Origin of the sequence: Bacillus sp. FJAT-22090 (assembly GCF_001278755.1) — a bacterium.
Lineage (GTDB): Bacteria > Bacillota > Bacilli > Bacillales_A > Planococcaceae > Psychrobacillus.
Genome location: NZ_CP012601.1, coordinates 154995 through 174039, shown reverse-complemented (window position 1 = coordinate 174039; position 19045 = coordinate 154995). Strand labels below are relative to the sequence as shown.

The 19045-nt window shown below is 32.1% G+C and carries 11 protein-coding genes and 1 other RNA gene; 3 read left to right on the top strand and 9 right to left on the bottom strand.

The window, feature by feature from the left end; genetic code table 11:
* Positions 1-1053: 1053 nt before the first annotated feature.
* Positions 1054-6372 (bottom strand): reverse transcriptase domain-containing protein, encoded by a 5319-nt coding sequence (locus AM499_RS00930; RefSeq protein WP_053588449.1) that lies wholly within the window; start codon positions 6370-6372, stop codon positions 1054-1056.
* A 285-nt stretch (positions 6373-6657) separates the two neighbouring features.
* Between AM499_RS00930 and AM499_RS22165 the strand changes: the two genes are divergently transcribed.
* Together AM499_RS22165 and AM499_RS00925 are read left to right on the top strand one after the other, a co-directional pair.
* Positions 6658-6783 carry a hypothetical protein gene (locus AM499_RS22165; RefSeq protein WP_269432385.1) on the top strand — a complete coding sequence of 42 codons (126 nt, stop codon included), beginning with the start codon at positions 6658-6660 and terminating at the stop codon, positions 6781-6783.
* Between the two features lie 925 nt (positions 6784-7708).
* Positions 7709-8203, top strand: a complete 495-nt coding sequence (locus tag AM499_RS00925; protein WP_053588448.1) for a DUF5677 domain-containing protein — start codon at positions 7709-7711, stop codon at positions 8201-8203.
* 623 nt (positions 8204-8826) lie between these two features.
* Here the strand turns inward: AM499_RS00925 and AM499_RS00915 are convergent.
* From AM499_RS00915 to secG, 7 genes are all read right to left on the bottom strand, one after another.
* Complete coding sequence (locus AM499_RS00915) at positions 8827-9015, bottom strand: hypothetical protein (RefSeq protein ID WP_053588446.1); 189 nt, start codon at positions 9013-9015, stop codon at positions 8827-8829.
* A 24-nt stretch (positions 9016-9039) separates the two neighbouring features.
* The gene (locus AM499_RS00910) at positions 9040-9492 is read right to left on the bottom strand and encodes a hypothetical protein (RefSeq protein ID WP_053588445.1); all 453 of its coding nucleotides are present in this window, start codon (positions 9490-9492) and stop codon (positions 9040-9042) included.
* A gap of 1210 nt (positions 9493-10702) precedes the next feature.
* Positions 10703-11057, bottom strand: a transfer-messenger RNA (tmRNA) gene (gene ssrA, locus AM499_RS21120).
* 95 nt (positions 11058-11152) lie between these two features.
* The gene (smpB, locus tag AM499_RS00905; protein ID WP_053588444.1) at positions 11153-11620 is read right to left on the bottom strand and encodes an SsrA-binding protein SmpB; all 468 of its coding nucleotides are present in this window, start codon (positions 11618-11620) and stop codon (positions 11153-11155) included.
* Positions 11621-11853: 233 nt separating this feature from the next.
* A complete protein-coding gene (rnr, locus tag AM499_RS00900) occupies positions 11854-14166 on the bottom strand; it encodes a ribonuclease R (RefSeq protein ID WP_053588443.1) in 2313 nt (770 codons plus the stop codon).
* Positions 14167-14208: 42 nt separating this feature from the next.
* Positions 14209-14955 (bottom strand): alpha/beta hydrolase, encoded by a 747-nt coding sequence (locus tag AM499_RS00895; RefSeq protein ID WP_053588442.1) that lies wholly within the window; start codon positions 14953-14955, stop codon positions 14209-14211.
* A gap of 161 nt (positions 14956-15116) precedes the next feature.
* Complete coding sequence (secG, locus tag AM499_RS00890; protein WP_053588441.1) at positions 15117-15344, bottom strand: preprotein translocase subunit SecG; 228 nt, start codon at positions 15342-15344, stop codon at positions 15117-15119.
* Positions 15345-15591: 247 nt separating this feature from the next.
* On the opposite strand from secG, the gene AM499_RS00885 reads away from it, so the two are divergent.
* Complete coding sequence (locus AM499_RS00885) at positions 15592-17133, top strand: hypothetical protein (RefSeq protein WP_053588440.1); 1542 nt, start codon at positions 15592-15594, stop codon at positions 17131-17133.
* 614 nt (positions 17134-17747) lie between these two features.
* Here the strand turns inward: AM499_RS00885 and eno are convergent.
* Positions 17748-19043 (bottom strand): phosphopyruvate hydratase, encoded by a 1296-nt coding sequence (eno, locus tag AM499_RS00875; RefSeq protein ID WP_053588438.1) that lies wholly within the window; start codon positions 19041-19043, stop codon positions 17748-17750.
* Positions 19044-19045: the final 2 nt, after the last annotated feature.

Sequence of the window (19045 nt, the reverse complement as noted above, 5' to 3'; positions counted from 1 at the left end):
TATTAAGTTTCACAAAGTATACCTTCCTTTTAGAAACCTGAGAATTAATATTCTTTAATAGATTCATTGGATAAGTCATTGCACTTAAATCAAAGGTCCCATTTAATTGGCCAACTCCAAAAAGGAGAGTTCATAGATACCAATCTTGTAGAAGGCTAGTGACTTTTTCATCAAAGTTATTGAGGTAGTTTAGAATGTTAAACCGTTGATTCCCTGAGCTTGAAGCTATTAATCATTCAAATTCTCAGTTACCAAAAACATTTAGAAGTTTATTTGAGTAATTATCAGTAGGCCATTTGTTTAGCAAGTTGAGTCATTCGATTAATACCTTGATTTTATTGACGAATAACCTCTTTTTCCTCTTCGGTTGAACATTTGAAAATTTCTCATGCGAATTTCCCCCCTGATGGCAGCCCAAAACCTATTTCTGCTCCTATTCCCAAAAATATTGATAATGATGGTTTATTCAAAAAATTCCCTCCTAAATACCTATTTTCTGTAATTCTACATTACTATACTTAAATAAATAAACAAAATTATTATTTCTCTTTAAAGTTGTTAAAGGATAGATCATATTAAGTAATATAACGACATAATATTTACTTCAAAAAATGCCACCTGTTTTTTAAACAAGTGAACATTATTTTAACTGTTAATATAGCTTAAGGTATTTTTTTGTAATATCCCATCTATAGGATTATTAAAAAATTGCAAGGAAATAAAACTGTTATATACTGTTTCTATCCCAGAAGTAATACTGACCACCTGTTCACTCATTTGTCCGCAATTTGTCCGCATAATTAATTTTTTGAACCGATCTTATTTTACTCAAATGATTATCACAACTGCGAAAACCTTTTTAAATCAGGCTTCAAATCTTATCGTTTTCTATCAACTGCTTAAAAACATAAAAACACCCAAAAACGCTTGTTTATCACGTCTGCGGGTGTTTTCAATTTGACTTGATTGTAAATTTTCCGATGATATCGCCTTGGATGACAAGCAATTAAAGGTAGACTTGTATAATATTTGTGTAAAGAAAAAGAGATAAATCTATTTGTCGTTTCTATAATTAAAAATTGCATTATTTTTAGTTAATATTACATGGTGATATTTTGGCATGCTTTTGTATCTGCATATTAGCATATTTTTGGTATCATCATCTTCAACTTGGCTTATAAAGTCTAAATAACTATTGCCACTCACTCTAAGATCTTTATCCGCAAAATATTTATTTATAAACTCTATAAATAATTCTCTGTTAATTTTCTTATCAATAAGTGTATTAAATAAATAGTCTTTATAATTAATTTTAGTTCCCAAAAATTCTAATGACCCTCTATAACCAATCTCATCAAAATATTCTTGAATACTACTTTTAAACTTATCTGTATAAACACAAGTCAAAATCAATATTTTACCAGCATTCAATATATTCCCCTTAAATATCTCCCCATCTTTTATTTTATGATATACAGATTTTAAATTAATACCTTTTTTAACTTCACAATATTTCTTAAAAGTATCAATAAATTGTTTACCACTTACACCAATATCAGATACGATTATTATCTCATTTAAATTTTGAGCAGTATTAAGTTTTTCAAAATCATTAATTAACCTTTTTTTGTACGGTGTGTTTCTATCAAAAATCTCTTTATTTTTGACATATAAAATTTGATGCAAACCATTATCATCACTATCTGATTTTAGGGGTAAAATACAGTCCATTTCATTATTTAAATCTACTTTTAATTTTATTGTTTCAACTAGGTAATTAATTTCAGACTTATCCATAATCCTATAAGAAGATATCACATTTATAATAGATTCATAATATCGGTTCTCTTTATCTTTTAAAAAATCATATAATCTCATTTCAGCTTCTGCCTTTGAAACTTGATTTTGATTCATTATTACATTTATAGATTGATTATAACCGTCTATATTGCTAATATGTGCATTTTGAACAAAGTGTATTTTATCAAACGTATTTACTTTATTCCCTATTATTTCAATTGATTTTGCAATTACATTAGGTAACACTACCATTAGCTGCTTATTAAAGTATATATAATTTGTTTCTAAATTCATAATGTCCTTAATACTTAGCTCTCTTATTACTGATTCAGCACCATATTCATATATGTCTATATTTTCTATTTCATAATCAGTTCCATTAATTTTAATTTTATTTTTATTAAACGGATGCCTTTGAACATCTATCAATTCAAAGTCTGTTAAATTGGGATGATTCTCTTTTATTTGATTCAATTCTTGATTTAAAAAATCACATATAAAATTTAAATCTTCATGTTCAATATTTTTAGTAATAGATAATATAACTCCTGATATTAATACTTGTAGATTAGAAGGATCTAATTCTTGATGTGAATATAATAAATGTTTTTCAAATTCACTATTAGGATTTAAAGAATGATATAAATTTAGGATTCTAAGTACTTTTGAAAACTTCCCGAATTGAACTTCTCCTTTTGACTTTTCATTGGATTTGATTCTACTTACCTGATTCACATATTCTTTAATACTTTCAATTTTCGCTAATTCAACAACATAAATCTTATCTCCTAAACTTTCGATATATCTCTTCAGATTCATATTAAGAATTTTTAAATATTCCCATATTTCTAGAGGTTTATCTATACTCTTCGGAACAAATTCATCAAAGAACTTTTCAGATTCTATACTATATTTAAGGTTATATTCCACATTTTGAACTTTTGTTTTTTTGAAAACTTTTATAAGAGCATTTATAAAATGTGATCTACTATTTAAAACTGGGTCACTATCATTTAATACTATAAATTTATCGTTTTTACTGTACGACATTTGAAGCTTTTTTTCCGCTGCAATAAATGTACCTTTCTCAAAAACATTTATATATCGCCCGTTGTAATTGCTCATTTCTTCTGTGCTAATTAAAAAATCTAGCGCCTCAAATAAATGCATACTAAATATCTTATCTTCTATATTTAATAATTGTTCATTGACATCAATTTCTATATAGTTATATTCGCTATCGTTATACCACAAATCATTCTTTATCTCATGCTCTTCATAGTCCACAAAAATTTCCGGAAGTCCACGAACTAACAACTTTTGGTTATTAATCATCACAATTCTATTATTGAATTGTATATTTTTTATTGCAAATTCATCACTAGGGAAATATCTTACATCCTCGTCCAAACACCATCTAAGAAACTCAATATTATTTTCTTCTACGATTTCTTTAACTTTTTCTACCATTAACGTACGCTCGTTATATTCTTCACTTTTAAATAAAAATAAAAATAAATAGAGAGCATATTCTTCTTCGGTTTTAGATGTGCCTATAGATTGAATTATGCCTTCTCTCTTAAATACCCTTGTTAAAATAACAATAACAGTTGCATCATTTAATTCAGCTTTATTGATAATTGATTTAAACTTATACCATTGTCTTGTATTTAAATTTAGTGGACTTCCGTTTACAGACTTATAGAATTTTCTCCAAATATCTTTTACTTGGATTTCTTCTAAAAAAATTGATACATAAGAAATTAAATTGAAAATCTTTTGTGAAATATCCTTACTATATAAATCATCAAAATGTAAAGATAAAGAAATGTAAATTGTCTGAACTATATTCGAAGTATCCACAATCTTTTTGGAGGAATTTAAAAGATCCTCTAAATTAATAATAACTTCTCTTTTATCTGTCTTTCCTTGTAAATGCTTTGTTACTTGTTTCAATAATTCATCCGACCAAATTATATCGTTAGTATACTTAACTAAAAATAAAATAATCTCTAAATCCTCATAAGCTAAATTTAATTCGCATTTATATCCAGTTTTTAAAAGAATACGTAACAACTCTACCCTTTCATATGGAAATAAATCTTCATTAAGGTAATACTGAATTATTTCTGCGACAACCTCTTCTGAAATCAATTCCACATTCTTTGCCATTTCATTTATAAAATTTGCACGCGATAAGCCTTTTAATAATTTATAGAAATCTATACTAATAAATTCTGAATGTTTAAATATTATATTTTTATAGAAGTGCTTAAATAAACTACCTCTTCCTATCTCAGAATTTACTACATTTGGTACAATTACTTCTAATTTACTTTGTAAATAATCTGCATCTATTAAATGTGTTAAGAAAAACGGCAGATTCTTTTTGTTAAGACTATCATAAGTATCATTTAACATCTCATTTAACATCTCAATAGCCTTGTTAATAACCTTTATAGGGGCAGTGTCTTCATCTATTGAATCAACAAAATATTTTTGTAAATCTTGGTTAATTATTTCGTATTTTAATTCGTTAACATAACCATGTTTTACTTTGTCATTTAAGTTTAAATCCCTTGTATTTAAATAATTTTTAATATCCCCTAATAAAGCCTCTGCTTTCTCTTTTGTTTCGACTATTATCACCATATCATCAACATATCTATAGTAATGTTCAAACCCATCTATAATATTCGAACTTATTAATTGATCTAAAGGAGCTAAATAAATTTCAGCTAGATACCTAGCAAATGCTGGTCCTTGAGGGACACCCGTACTACTGACTTTACTTGCAGCATCAATCAAATATTCGCACATATAAACATATTTTCGTTTTTCTTCTGGACTTAAATTTTTTAATATTAGTTCAATCATTGTCGAAGGTTTGTTATATAATATTTCCCTTAAAAAAATTCTATTTATTGAATCATAGAAACCTCGTATATCTAACTTTAATATATAGTAATCATTATAGGCTTCATTAAATATTTTATCTTCAATTTCCTTAACATACATTAACCACATTCTATTCCAATTGACAAATATATCATTGTATCTAAAATCATAATTTAATTTATAACTATATGAATTTGTAGAGCTATATTCTCCATATAATATTTTATTTATTTCGTACATTATGTATGATGTTAACACTCTATCAGGAGCAGATAAACCATATAAAATTCTTTCTTTTTCCTCTTCTTTCCTGATGAAAATATTTGCCGATATCATGGGGTACTCCCCCATAGAAATTCCTTCTATTTTCATTTTTAAATCTTCTATAGAAACCTCGCTAAGCTCATCATATATATGATTCAAAGGAACTTCATCATTTTGAGTTAAGTATTTTTTTTCTGCTCTAATAATCCAATTTAAAAACCTTTCCTCTGAATTTAAATCCTCTTGTAAAGTTATTCCTTCAATCAACTCCAGAATATTATTGATGCCATTACAATGAGAACAATCTATATCATATTTTTTGTGAAGATATTCTATTGATGGTGGATAAAAATTTTGCATTAATTCTAACTTATCTCTAGTAATTGTTTCATTAAATTTTTCTGCATCCTCAGCAAAAAATTCTAATAGTAGTTTTTTACCGTAATATAGATCCGAATCATTTCTCAATCTTATAAATGTGCCTACTATAATTGCTCTATCGAATTCATTTAAATCAGCTATGCTTTTTGAAAATAAATGTTTGTAAACACCACATTTGGATAACTTGGTAATTATATTTGTTAAACTCTCACTTTTATCAACAGTTCCAATCATTCTGTCATATTTTTTTTCCTCAACAGATATACTTATACCTAAGACTTTTATCAAATCGTTAATATCATTAACTTTATAGTCTCTCAGAATATTTTCTTGTTCAGATATTATTTTTGTAGTTAACTCTGTTACTATATCAACATCATCTATACTACTCAATAACATAGAGTATCTTCCACTTTTCAGATGAAAAGACACAGGGATTTTTACTCCTAAGCCAATTTTATTTCCTTTCGGATTAGCATTTTTAGGATACATATCTAAAACGATTGAACTTGATTTGTCATTTAAATAATCAAAACTAAAATTCTCTACTAGACTCTCAAGTATCTTACTTCCTAACTGTTTGCTAACTTCACAATCTAAAACAATCCAAATGTGGAACCCTCTGCTTCCAGAGAACTCCAATAAATAATTGATTTTATTTTCATTCAAATAGTTTATTGCTTTATTTACCTCTTGTATTAACAAAGGTCTATGTATATCATCCTTAAAAAAATCATATCCAGATTCTAATACAGAACTCTTGATATCGAAGTCTAAACATAGCCACTTTAATTTATTAAACTTTTGTTGATACGCCATTAATGCTTTTTTATTCTCTATTGAATAATGAATAATATGAGCATCTATTCGGCTATAAATTGTTTTATATATTACTTTTCCATTCTCATCAAATTGTTGTTTACCATAAGCTTCTTGATTATAAAAGAAGACTTGTTGTATTAATTTTGATACCTCTCTATAAGCACCTTTTCCACTACTATTAGAAATAGCTGTTGATTGAATAACCACCCATTAACCCCCATTTAAATCTATTTAATACCATTATATAGTTATTCAATTCAAATGTTTATATATATTTGAATATTTAGACCAGTAGAATATATCATTTGAACAATCTGTAAACGTTAAAACTCAATGTTTACTGGTCTTTCCTTACCACTTCATACATCGCTGCTCCTACTTATGAAATTTATAGGATGGTGAGATGGATGAAGTGCAAAACGAAAGAAATTGCATTTAAATATTGAACAGAGAACAGCTATGTGGAATTTCGATAGATAAAGTGAAAAAAACATGGGAGTTGAATTTCATGAGCAAAGTATCAGATCATTACCTTTAAGTCAGTTTCTAAATAAACAAGCGCATGAAGGAAAGTTAGAAATAACATTATCTTTTCAAGCAATCGAAAACATTATTTAAAGAAATCTACCTTATACAGCAAGGAATAATAAAGCAAGGTGGGCCAATTCTTATACAGAGAAATCTAGACAATGTAGTGTCTGGTTAGATTATGGGTGGGAGAAAAAAAGAAATCAATCTTAAAAACGAACAAATTGCATTTAAACAGAATATCTAATAAACAGATGACATCGCTCATTTAATTTCTACCCTGTATTTACCAGTATAAATTTAAAGGAATTCCAGTAGAAATAAAGAAAATAAAGGCTCGATTCCCATCATTAGAATCGAGCTCGCCAACACCTCTTGTTTTGCTACATCCACTCAGGTTAAATGTGTACATATTAAAAACTAAAGGAAATTTTAAAATACTTTCTATAATCAGTTTGTAACAGATCACTTGCTCACCAAAATGCTCACAAAATTATTTTTTTCAGTTGTTTTTATTTAACTCAGTTGATTTTATGATTGATGAAAACCTTGATAAATCAACGTTTCTCATACTTAATTTACTGAGCTGAACTAGCTTAATTTGGCCAGATACTTTCGACAAGGTGGGGGTCGCTGGTTCGAGACCAGTCGGGACCATTAAATTCATAATCCACAAGTCTTGATGCATAAATGTATGTGGATTTATTAATTCAAAATTTTTTTCTATTTTAGTAGTTGGTGCAAAATTGGTGCAAAAATTCACATTAATTTTTGATAAATCTTATCAATGTAGACCATGTTACTACAGGTGGTTCTTTATACACCCTATTTCCACCCCTTCCACAATTAGGATATAATAAAATCTAAACTGGTATAAGGTTTTTGCAAAAGAAAACCACGCGATTCATAGTTGGAAATGATAGTTATTTGGAGAGAATATATAAATAGAAGAAATCAATTATAGTGAAGGGAATATTTAGTGATTTGAATAGGAAAAAAAAGGAGAGATATATCTATGAACAAGTTTGAAGAGCTTGATCTAACAATGAGGTTTGGTGAAAATTTAATAACCGAATATCTAGCGAATAATGAATTGAATCGTTCAACAGAAGTTATTATAGCTTTATATCGAAAACTAATAGAATTTGCAGATGGTGTCTACGTGGCTGCCGAAAAAGGACTTCATGGACCAGCCTCTCTTAACTTTAGAGGGGCTATAGAAATCTTTCTTTCATTGAAGTACATATTAATGGATGATGTCAATATAGAAAAACGCACTTCAGCTTATAGAGTAGGATATTATATTCAGCAGATAAAAGTTGGAGAAAATAGATTGGCCAAAAATTTAGATGAAAATACAAAAGAAAAGATAAAAATACTTAAAAATGAATTAGCAAGTGATAGATACCAAAACATTTTAAAAGAGTGGAAAAAGCGGAAAATTGATATAAATAAGCCACATACTGATAATGAACCAAAGTGGTATTCATTAGATGGAGGTCCTAAGTGAATAAATGCTCTAGCAAAGTTTATAGGAAGGAAAGAGCCTCATAATCGTCTCATTGATTTCATATATGGGATGTTATCAGTAGATGCACATGGTTATACGGCTTTGCGTGATTTTTACAGTGATGATTCTGGTACTTATTTAAGACCCATTCGATATCAAAATGTAGACTTAAAGGACGAATTTAATCTTAAAATTACCAGGTCTTTAATAACTTCTGTTTCGAGAGTTATTATAGAAAAAATTTTCCCGGAACATATGGAACACTTGTTTATTTTAGTAGAGTCATTAGAATTGAAATCCTAATTAAACTAAAGATATTAATTTAAGAATGAATAAATAATGATTAAGCGGTGAAAGAATTTTTAAGAAAAAGTTTTCTTCATACCTGCATTTTTATTATTAGAAAATAATAACCTCTACCTAACTCATTATAGAAAAAACAGCCCGCTTCTAAAAAGTCGGGCTGTTTTGCTATTTAAAATACATCAGGAACCCAAAAAGAGTTCCAATTCAATTTAGTATCTACAAAACTTGTAGATTGAAGTTCGAATGGTTGTAATACCTGTATCCATTCAACTTTGTATTACTGGACGTAACGATACTTCTATATAGAGCTAGATAAATTATTTTCTGTATTTTACCGAGTAATCCAATACTAATTTTATAAACTGCTCTCTAGTAATTTCCCTATTGTAGTTATTAGGTATATTATCAATAACAGTGTAGTATTTATATACGGTAATGCAAGAATGTTCTTTGTCAATTTGATACAGATAGTCACCAGTTCTATAAGAATATTCTTCATAATCCATTTATCATCCCACCATTCAAATTAGTTATAAAGTAAAGTTAGATGGATTTTCAAAAAAATCTTCGCATCTCTTTTTACTCATTCTATAATTACTACTTCCAAACAGAATGGATTTTAAAGAATGAATTAATATTTCTCCGCCTCTTTTATCATAACCCTTAGTCTCTCTAACAAATCCCATATCAATTTTATCTTCTCGAAAAGTAGAACTTGAACCTATATGCGCTGGTCGTTCTATTGGCACCAACTTTATGTCTTGAAATTTTCCTTTATAGGTAACGTATTCTGCTTTGTGACCAAATTTAGGGATTTTAATATTTCTCGATTTTTTGTATACATCTTTTGCTTCAAGGACTAAATATGTTCCATTAAAAACGTCATTCTCCATTGCCCAAAAAAAGTAGTCAGGATCCTTAAATACTAATTGTGGGATACTAATTCCTTGATAATTACCAAAACTTATTATTCCCCAAGCCATTACCATCTCTCCTTTGATTCATCTATACTCCCTAGAAATTACATCAATTTTGTCGTTGATTGCATTAGCCAAATAATCTCTTTTGTATTTTCCCACCTTATCTAAGCGTTCAGTTATCCGCTCCAATCTTGTGTATGGAAAAGTTATACTATCAGACCCCATTGAAACATTAAACTCTGTTCCATCATCTAACGTTACTTTCCAATCGTACTAAAGTATTTTTGTTGGAAAAGGCTTATTAATCAAGGCAATATAAAACGAGTGATTCTCACCAATAACCTTAACACTATTTGAAAATTTTTCTTCTAATTCGTAAAATTTAGGATTTCTATACATCGGCATTTTTATTTCCCTTTTTCTGAATTCTTCTTATATTCTATTATATTACAGATTTCTACATAATATACTCTCATTCTTCTATTCAATTTTTATTCTTTGAATCTAATACATAACAATCCTAAATTTATGTTCTATCTCTTGAGTCTCTTTTGTTATGCAATTTATTAGATTTTGAGCATTTTTTAATTTTCATGAGAGCTATAGAAGTTTAACAAAAAGAGCTTTAATCCTTTCCAGAATCAACACTCATATTTATTTCATCAGTTTCTTCAAAATCCCTTTATTCAGGTTTAACTAGTTCAATAACTACAATATCTTCATTTATTCCATCATATTTGCTCGATTTTCAGTCGTTTTTGCATTAATCCTTCTTCCCTTAACTTTATGGGAAAATAAAAAACAGCAAAAATCATGCCATATAAGGGTTTTGCCTTAAAATTTTCCCTCTTTCCATTCTTAGATAAGTAGCGAGTAAAAAGGTGTTCGCAGAGATTCATCTCGGTAATAATGAAGAAATGTTTTAATTTGGTGAGGCACCATATTTTACGGAATTGCCACTCGTTGTAAAGTCTCCGCTTAATTCATACTACTCTAAAATGATAGCATCCACATCAAATAAATATTCTTAAAAGTTATTTCCACATTGGTGGTATATTGGAAAGAATAGACGGCTCCTTGAATGTCTAAAATCAGATTAAATATATTTTCGCTTAAAACAAAAAAAGTATATCCCTGCCATAATGGCAAGGATATATATTATTTCACATATTCAAGCATAAAATTTCCTAAAATAAAATAAAGCATAAAGTTTCCAAATGGAAATTTTATGCTTTACGTCACATGACACTGTATGAAATCATATGATTTCTTATTATGGAGACGGCGGGATTTGAACCCGCGTCCAGAAACTCTAACACTTAAGCTTCTACGCGTGTATCTTACCTATTTAAAGTTTCGCGTAGCATTATGCCGATAAGCGGGCGTCCTGTACGCTAACTTGGAAATCTCTTGCTGACAGCTCAAGTGGCACTGCCAACCGTATCCCACTAAAGTTGAGCTCTACCTAGCCACATGGGCGATGGATAGATAAAGCAGATCCGAGCTTACGCTGCGAATGCTAAGTTGTTGTTTGTTTTGCCTGTTATTATAAGGTCCGTTTTTACGGAGCCGAGCCTCCGACGCGCAACTCAAGCTCAGACTATCCCTGTCGAATCCATAACGTCCCCGTTTATGGAATAATGTAAGCTTCGTTACATTGCTTACTATACATCAAATTAGGTCAAAATTCAAGTGAGACATCTTACCAGTATTGGATAGTCGCTTACTGGTTACGAGCCTTGAATGCTCTTTCAATCTCTCGTTTTGCTTCCTTCTTCTTCAGCACATCACGTTTATCGTAATCTTTCTTTCCTTTACCGATTCCGATCAATACTTTTGCATAACCATTTTTAATATACATTTTTAGCGGAACAATCGTGAACCCTTCTCTTTTTGTTTCACCAATTAAGCTGCTAATCTGTTTTTTATGTAAAAGTAGTTTTCTGGAACGTAAAGGATCGTGGTTAAAACGATTTCCTTGTTCGTATGGGCTAATATGCATATTGGAAATCCATGCTTCGTTATTTCGAATGCGTACAAAGGAATCCTTTAATTGTACTTTGCCATTACGAATCGATTTAATCTCTGTACCTTGCAATACAATGCCTGCTTCGATTGTTTCTTCTATAAAATAATCATGGCCGGCTTTTTTGTTTTGTGCAAGGACTTTATCGTCATTCTTTTTTGCCATCTCATTCACCTCTTTAAAAAGTAGGAAAGGAGCAATTTCTCTCCTTCAGGTTGTAGACAAAAGGAAGTTTGCTAATTGAGCTCAATATTATTCTTCCTGAGAATAGTAGATTTTTTGGTTTGGAGAAGCGTCTGCTCGACTCCTGCGGGATAAGCGAGACAGACGAGACCCCCGCACGAAGCGCTAGAAAGGAAGCTGTTTGTCTACAGTCTGAAGGAGCGATTTCTCGCTCCTTATTTTTTCTTTGATCGTTTACGTTTTTGTGAGTTTTTAGCTACGGATTCGTAGAATTTCTTTTTCTGTTTTACTTCTTTTTTCGGGCCTGGTTGAGAAGTACCTTTTCTTTGATTGCCAGAACCTTCTTTTTTCTTCGCGTGTATAACTTTTGGTGTTTCTTTTCGAGTTCGGTGGAATGCTTTTTTCATTCCGACAATTTCAAAGTCTACGGATGACTCTTCCACTTTTACATCGGCAACTCGTACAGTTACTTCGTCCCCGATGCGGAATTGCTTCCCTGCACGCTCCCCAATCATCATCATTTGACGATCGTCGAATCGGTAATAGTCGTCTGTCATGTTCGTCACATGCACAAGACCTTCTATTGTATTCGGAAGCTCGATGAACATACCAAAATTCGTAATAGAACTTACGATACCTTCGAATTCTTCTCCGATTTTGTCCGCCATATATTGAGCTTTCTTCAATGAATCAGTATCGCGTTCTGCATCTACTGCACGTCTTTCACGTTTAGAAGTATGTTCAGCGATATCATCCATTATTGCTCCCCAATGGTTGATTGTAGGTTGAGATACATCTCCTTCTACTAAATACGTACGGATTAATCGGTGAACGATTAAATCGGGATAACGACGGATCGGTGATGTAAAGTGTGTATAATACTCCGTTGATAAACCAAAATGTCCTAGACACTCTGCATAATATTTTGCTTGTTGTAATGATCTTAAAAGCATTGTCGAAATAACCGGTTCTTCCGGCATTCCTTCAATGGACTCGATAATTTCCTGTAATGCCTTCGGATGAATATTGTTCCCTGTTCCTTTAACGACAAGTCCAAAGTTCGTTAAAAACTCGAAAAAGCGTTGAAGCTTTTCTGGCTTTGGATCTTCGTGAATACGGTAAATGAACGGAACATCCATCCATTTGAAATGTTCTGCAATTGTCTCATTGGCAGCAAGCATGAATTCTTCAATAAGACGCTCTGCAACAGTTCTTTCACGAATTGCAACATTTGTTGGCCAACCATCTTCATCAACCAAAATTTTTGCTTCTGGAAAATCGAAGTCAATTGCTCCACGATCTTCACGCTTCTGTCTTAGGACAGCTGCTAACTCTGCCATCGTTTCGAACATCGGTACAAGTGGTTCGTATCTTTCGATTAAAGCCGCATCTTTTTCTTCCAAGATTTTATATACATCCGAGTACGTCATTCTTTCTGTTGTACGTATAACACTTTGGAATATCTCATGTGATGTGACCATTCCTGATCCATCGATCATCATTTCACAAGATAATGTTAAACGATCCACTTGTGGATTTAACGAACAGATACCGTTAGATAAACGGTGTGGAATCATAGGGATAACACGATCTGTTAAGTAAACACTTGTTCCACGATCATATGCTTCACGGTCAAGAGGTGAACCTTCTGTCACATAATGACTAACATCCGCTATATGTACACCAAGTTTAAATGTACCATCTGGAAACTTTGTCACAGTAACGGCGTCATCTAAATCTTTCGCATCAGCACCATCAATCGTAACAATCACTTCATCACGTAAATCTCTGCGATTTTCTAAATCTTTTTCATCGATTTCGGAAGGAACTGCTTCCGCTTGATCGATTACTTCCTGAGGAAAATCAATCGTAATTCCATGTTTATAAATAATAGATAAAATATCTACTCCTGGATCGTTTTTGTGCCCTAAAATTTGCGTGACAATACCAGTTGCCGATTTTCTATCGCTAGGCCAATCCGTAATTTCTACAACAACCTTATGCCCTTCAATTGCTCCGAGTGTATCACCTTTTGCAACAAAGACATCCATTGGAACTTTTTTATCGTCTGCAATAACAAATCCAAAGCCTTTATTGTCTTGGAAAGTACCAACGATCTTAGAAATTCCTCTTTGCGTAATTTTAATAATCGAGCCTTCTCTTCGATCTCCAGAAGTTTCACGGGATACACGAACAAGTACTGTATCCCCATTCACTGCCCCATTTACTTCAGTTGGTGGAATGAAAATATCATCCATGCCATCCTCTTCTGGTGCAACAAAACCAAAGCCTTTCGCGTGCCCTATGAATTTTCCAACTACTAAGTTCATACGTGCAGGTACACCATATCGGTTTGATCTTGAACGGACAACTAAGCCCTTTTCTTCCATTTGAACAAGTGTTTTAACCAATTCTTTAAATTCCTCCGAATGGCTATAACCGAAATGTTCCTCGATTTCTTTAATTGTAAGTGGTTTATATTCATCTGCTCTCATTAATTCAAGTAGCGTATCTTTTAAATTTTCCATGTTACATCCCTCCTTTTTCAGCGTGTGCACTTTTGGTTCGTTTTACACATTCCAATCAAGTGACTCTAAAAAGTTTAATATATCTTCATGTAATTGTTCCTTTTCTGGACCAAGTGTAATGACATGACCAGAATTTTCATACCAATTTAGATTTTTTTCGATTGATTCTGCTTCTTCATAAATGATATTAGCCGAATTCACATCAATGACCGAATCCTTTTTACCTTGTGTAACAAGGAGTGGAGCATAAATATGATCAACGTGATCACGTACATTATAAACAAAATCTCTTAAATCTGATAATGTTTCCATTGGTGTTTCCCGTATTGCTTCTACTTCTTTTTCGATTTCTTCGTCGGTTTTTCCTTCATACTTTTTATATTCTCTTGCGTATTTTAATACACCCTCGAACATAATGTCAGTTGTTTTCATGGACATTGGGGAACACATCGTTACAATTCCTTTCACAGGAACTGTATACCCCAATTTCAATGAAAATACGCCTCCTAGTGATAGACCAGCAACAGCAATTTCCTCGTAACCTGCAGCCTTTAAACGATCATAAGCCATCATGACGTCTTTCCACCAATCAGTAGGACCTGTCTCCAAAAGTTCTTCAGGCGGTACACCATGTCCTTTATAATGTGGCGCTAATGATGTATATCCATTTTTCTCTAAAAAACGTCCAAGCATTCGTACATCTGATGAGTTTCCTGTAAATCCATGTAGTAGAAGCACTGCTCGTTTACCAGCTTCAAAGAAAAAAGGTTTAGGCGTTGTGATTCGCATAGAAAAATACCTCCAATATAAAATACAGTATGCCTCTAACTACTTTCATTCATAACGGAAAAGTCCAGTAGCCAGACATTACTATATACAAGCTTAATATGTATGTAAAAATTTTTAAAAGAAAACGCCTAACCAATCAGAAGTCGGTCAGGCGATCTGTTTTAAAATTTAGTAACAGCAATAGTTAAAATAAAAAATAATACTGCAAGTACAATCGTCACTCTATGTAATACAAGGTCCATGCCTCGAGCTTTTTGTTTTCCAAATAGTTGTTCAGCCCCACCAGAGATGGCTCCTGATAGACCAGCACTTTTCCCTGATTGTAACAACACGACAACGATTAATGCGAGCGATACGATGACTAGTAAAATCATTAAAAACGCATGCATTTATTCCACCTCCTGATAAGAACGTTCACAACAATATTAATTTTACCAAAAAAAACTAGAACATACAACAGTCTATCGATAAAACAGTATAGTATTAAATGGTTCATTATATATCAAAAAATTTAGCAATGTATTTAATCGATTACAATCCACAAAAAAGTAAAAAAGGAAATTCACAACCTATAGAGAATTAAGTAAATTGGTAAATTGGTAAACTTATAAAATAATAGCAAAAGGAAGGTATATCGTGAAATACAAATTAATAGGACTTAGTATACTCATTATAGTATGCATAACAGGGTTTCTTTATTGGGAAACTCTACAAGAACAAACTCATCCTCCATCCGAACAATGGAGTAGGTCTTTTCAATTAGAAACGATAGAAGGTAACTTTTCTAAACTTCAAAGCGTTCGAGAAGAAAACGGATACACTATTAGCATGCTTGACTTCAAAAAGCTAGAGGTGTTGACGTGTGACAAGGAGTTAGAGTGTAAAAGAAACCGTACGATTGATTCGCTTAATACATACAAAAATAGTTGGAGCGATGGAACGGACTCCTACTTTATAAGAGAAAATTCGCTTATTCATACTAATACAACTTCAGGAGAAAAAGTTATCGCTTCAGATGTTGCTAACTTTTCAAAGACAGTAAATTCACTTGTTTATTGGACGGAGAATAATGATATTGTAATATTAGAAAGTCCTTTTACTAAAGAAGAACAACGTTTTAGAGCTGATGAGGCTGTGAATTTTGTTAAAATTCTTGAAGATCAAATCTTTGTTGTAACTGAAAATAAGCAAGACAAGCTTTATACGTTGTATAGTCTCTCCAACGACGAGTTATCAGAACTATTTACTTTTACTGTTAGTGGTCAAGAAAACCTTTTATCAATGCAAATTTTTCAATTAAAAGATAAGAATTATGCTATTGCGCTTGATAAAAAAGTATTAGCTGGTGGCTCTAGTACAAAAAATATTGAATTAGCACAATTCGATCTAAGCAATCATCAATCACCGACCTTCGATAAACTGTCCTTTGTGGAAAATGAAACAAATAGCTCATTAAGCGATATTCAGTCTCCTATGATATATCAAGGTGAACAAGCACCGATTATAGCATTTTCTGCTTCATTGTATGACCCCTCTCTCGGGAAGGTCAACAAAATATTTGTTGGTGATTTAGTAGATAATACCGTCCAAGCAAATGCTGTTACTAAAGTAGGAAACCGTTATGAACGTTCTATTCTATTAAACGAGGAGACGGTTGCCTATTTAAAAATGAAGGGCTCCAACCGCATTTTAGAATATTCATCCTCCGAGGAAATCAAGAAAAAAGAAACGAAAGAAATCATGCAAGGAGATTATAAAGCCGCTTTTTATACTTTATTAAGTAATCTCTTTCATGGATTTATATTAGCGATGTTTTCTTTTGTATGGATTTTTCTAACATTTATCGTAACGTATGGTAGTTTATTTTTACTAGGTAAATTTAAACCGGAGCAATCATATAAAATTGCTTTTACCATTCATCTTATCGCACTTTTTAGTATGCAATCGATTTCCTTGTTTAAATTTACAACTATTCAATCCATCCTTCATAACATTCCTTTCATAACGGAAGGTTGGCATTTTATATTACTTTTGTTACTTGCTATGATTCTATCAACCATTCCTTTGTTCCTTGTTCGTTACAAAGTGTCCGAAGAAACGTTCAATCTTTTCGTTTTATATACGACATTTATGAATCTCGCAATATTATTTCTTTTGATTGGACCATATCTCTTTTAAAGTTAAAGCTCCTTAACATTCGTTAAGGAGCTTTTTCCTACTAAATAATTATCATCCGATAAATAAGAAAAATCGTTGAAACGGCACCCTTTCCGCGGGCGTGTCGCCTTTTTCAACGATCTTCTATATATACTATTCGAAAACATTTAAGTGATAAAAACTTGCTCGATTGATGGCATGATGGTTTTCTAATTGAAAAGCGGATAATAGTTGATTGGAGTGGAAGGCGGCGACTCCAGCAGGAATAGCAAATGTTTTCTGCACCGAAAGCGAAGCGGCAGGTGCATGAGCTGAAGACCCTGGACTGAACGTAGTGAAGGAAGCGGCTAAAGCCATGCCGGCGGAAAGCGTCCGCCTAGAACGGAAATTAACGGGTCCAAAATAAAAATCGAGAATGTGACTACTACATTAAAAAAGAGCGAGAAGTGACTGTGTCACTTCCCGCTCCTTGAATGACTATTTTCTAAACTCTTTACATTAAAAGGATATTCCAACTAAAGTAGTGAATTTTCCAACTAAATGCTCTAAAATTCCAACTAAAATAGTCTTTTTTCCAACTAAACACTTCTAGTTTCCAACTAAATAATTTCAGTTGTAAAAAGTGATGCTCAAATTCATTTCTTTAAGTTATAAAATGTTTTTTTACCTAAGTATTGAGCTGTTTCATACAATGAATCCTCAATACGAAGTAGTTGGTTGTATTTTGCTACACGATCCGAACGAGATGGTGCACCTGTTTTGATTTGACCAGCGTTTGTTGCAACTGCGATGTCCGCAATTGTCACGTCTTCTGATTCACCAGAACGGTGAGAGATTACTGCTGTATATCCAGCACGTTTAGCCATTTCGATTGCTTCAAATGTTTCTGTTAGCGTACCGATTTGGTTCACTTTTACAAGAATAGAGTTACCTACTCCTTGCTCAATTCCCTCAGCCAATTTTTTCGTATTTGTTACGAAAAGATCGTCTCCAACTAATTGAACTTTTTTACCTAAACGATCTGTAAGCAATTTATGTCCAGCCCAGTCGTTTTCATCTAATCCATCTTCAATAGAGATAATTGGGTATTTTTCACAAAGTTCTTCATACCAAGCAACCATTTCTTCTGAAGTTTTTACAACACCTTCACCTGATAAATGGTATTTACCATCTTCTTTATTGAATAACTCTGAAGATGCTACGTCCATTGCTAGAAGTACTTCTTCGCCTGGTTTATAACCTGCTTTTTCGATAGCAGTCATAATAGTAGAAAGAGCTTCTTCATTTGATTTTAAGTTTGGTGCAAATCCACCTTCATCTCCAACAGCTGTGTTTAAACCAGCTTCTTTTAACACTGCTTTCAAGCTGTGGAAAATTTCAGTTCCCATGCGAAGTGCATGACGGAAAGTTTCTGCTCCAACTGGCATTACCATAAATTCTTGAATATCTACGTTGTTATCAGCATGTTCCCCACCATTTAAAATGTTCATCATTGGAACTGGTAGTTGTTTTGCATTAAATCCTCCTAAATATTGATAAAGAGGAATATCTAAATAATCTGCTGCTGCGTGTGCAACTGCGATGGAAACTCCTAGAATTGCGTTTGCACCTAGATTTCCTTTGTTTTCTGTACCATCTAATTCAATCATTGCTTGGTCAATGGATACTTGGTCTAAAACTGTGAAGTTTTCTTCCAATTCAGCTGCGATAATGTTATTTACATTTTCTACTGCTTTTAAAACACCTTTACCTAGGTATCTTGCTTTGTCACCATCACGAAGTTCTACTGCTTCATATTCACCAGTAGATGCACCAGATGGAACGATGGCACGACCATATGCACCGCTTTCTGTAAAAACCTCTACTTCTACTGTTGGGTTCCCACGTGAATCTAATACTTCACGAGCTTGAATTTGTGTAATAATTGGCATTT

What these genes read in the sequence shown, in the direction of transcription:
- AM499_RS22165 (WP_269432385.1), top strand. Translation starts at nt 6,658, where the DNA reads ATGGGAGTTGAATTTCATGAGCAAAGTATCAGATCATTACCTTTAAGT.
- AM499_RS00910 (WP_053588445.1), bottom strand. Translation starts at nt 9,492, where the DNA reads ATGGCTTGGGGAATAATAAGTTTTGGTAATTATCAAGGAATTAGTATC.
- AM499_RS00895 (WP_053588442.1), bottom strand. Translation starts at nt 14,955, where the DNA reads ATGCGAATCACAACGCCTAAACCTTTTTTCTTTGAAGCTGGTAAACGA.
- secG (WP_053588441.1), bottom strand. Translation starts at nt 15,344, where the DNA reads ATGCATGCGTTTTTAATGATTTTACTAGTCATCGTATCGCTCGCATTA.
- AM499_RS00925 (WP_053588448.1), top strand. Translation starts at nt 7,709, where the DNA reads ATGAACAAGTTTGAAGAGCTTGATCTAACAATGAGGTTTGGTGAAAAT.
- AM499_RS00915 (WP_053588446.1), bottom strand. Translation starts at nt 9,015, where the DNA reads ATGGATTATGAAGAATATTCTTATAGAACTGGTGACTATCTGTATCAA.
- smpB (WP_053588444.1), bottom strand. Translation starts at nt 11,620, where the DNA reads ATGGCAAAAAAGAATGACGATAAAGTCCTTGCACAAAACAAAAAAGCC.
- rnr (WP_053588443.1), bottom strand. Translation starts at nt 14,166, where the DNA reads ATGGAAAATTTAAAAGATACGCTACTTGAATTAATGAGAGCAGATGAA.
- eno (WP_053588438.1), bottom strand. Translation starts at nt 19,043, where the DNA reads ATGCCAATTATTACACAAATTCAAGCTCGTGAAGTATTAGATTCACGT.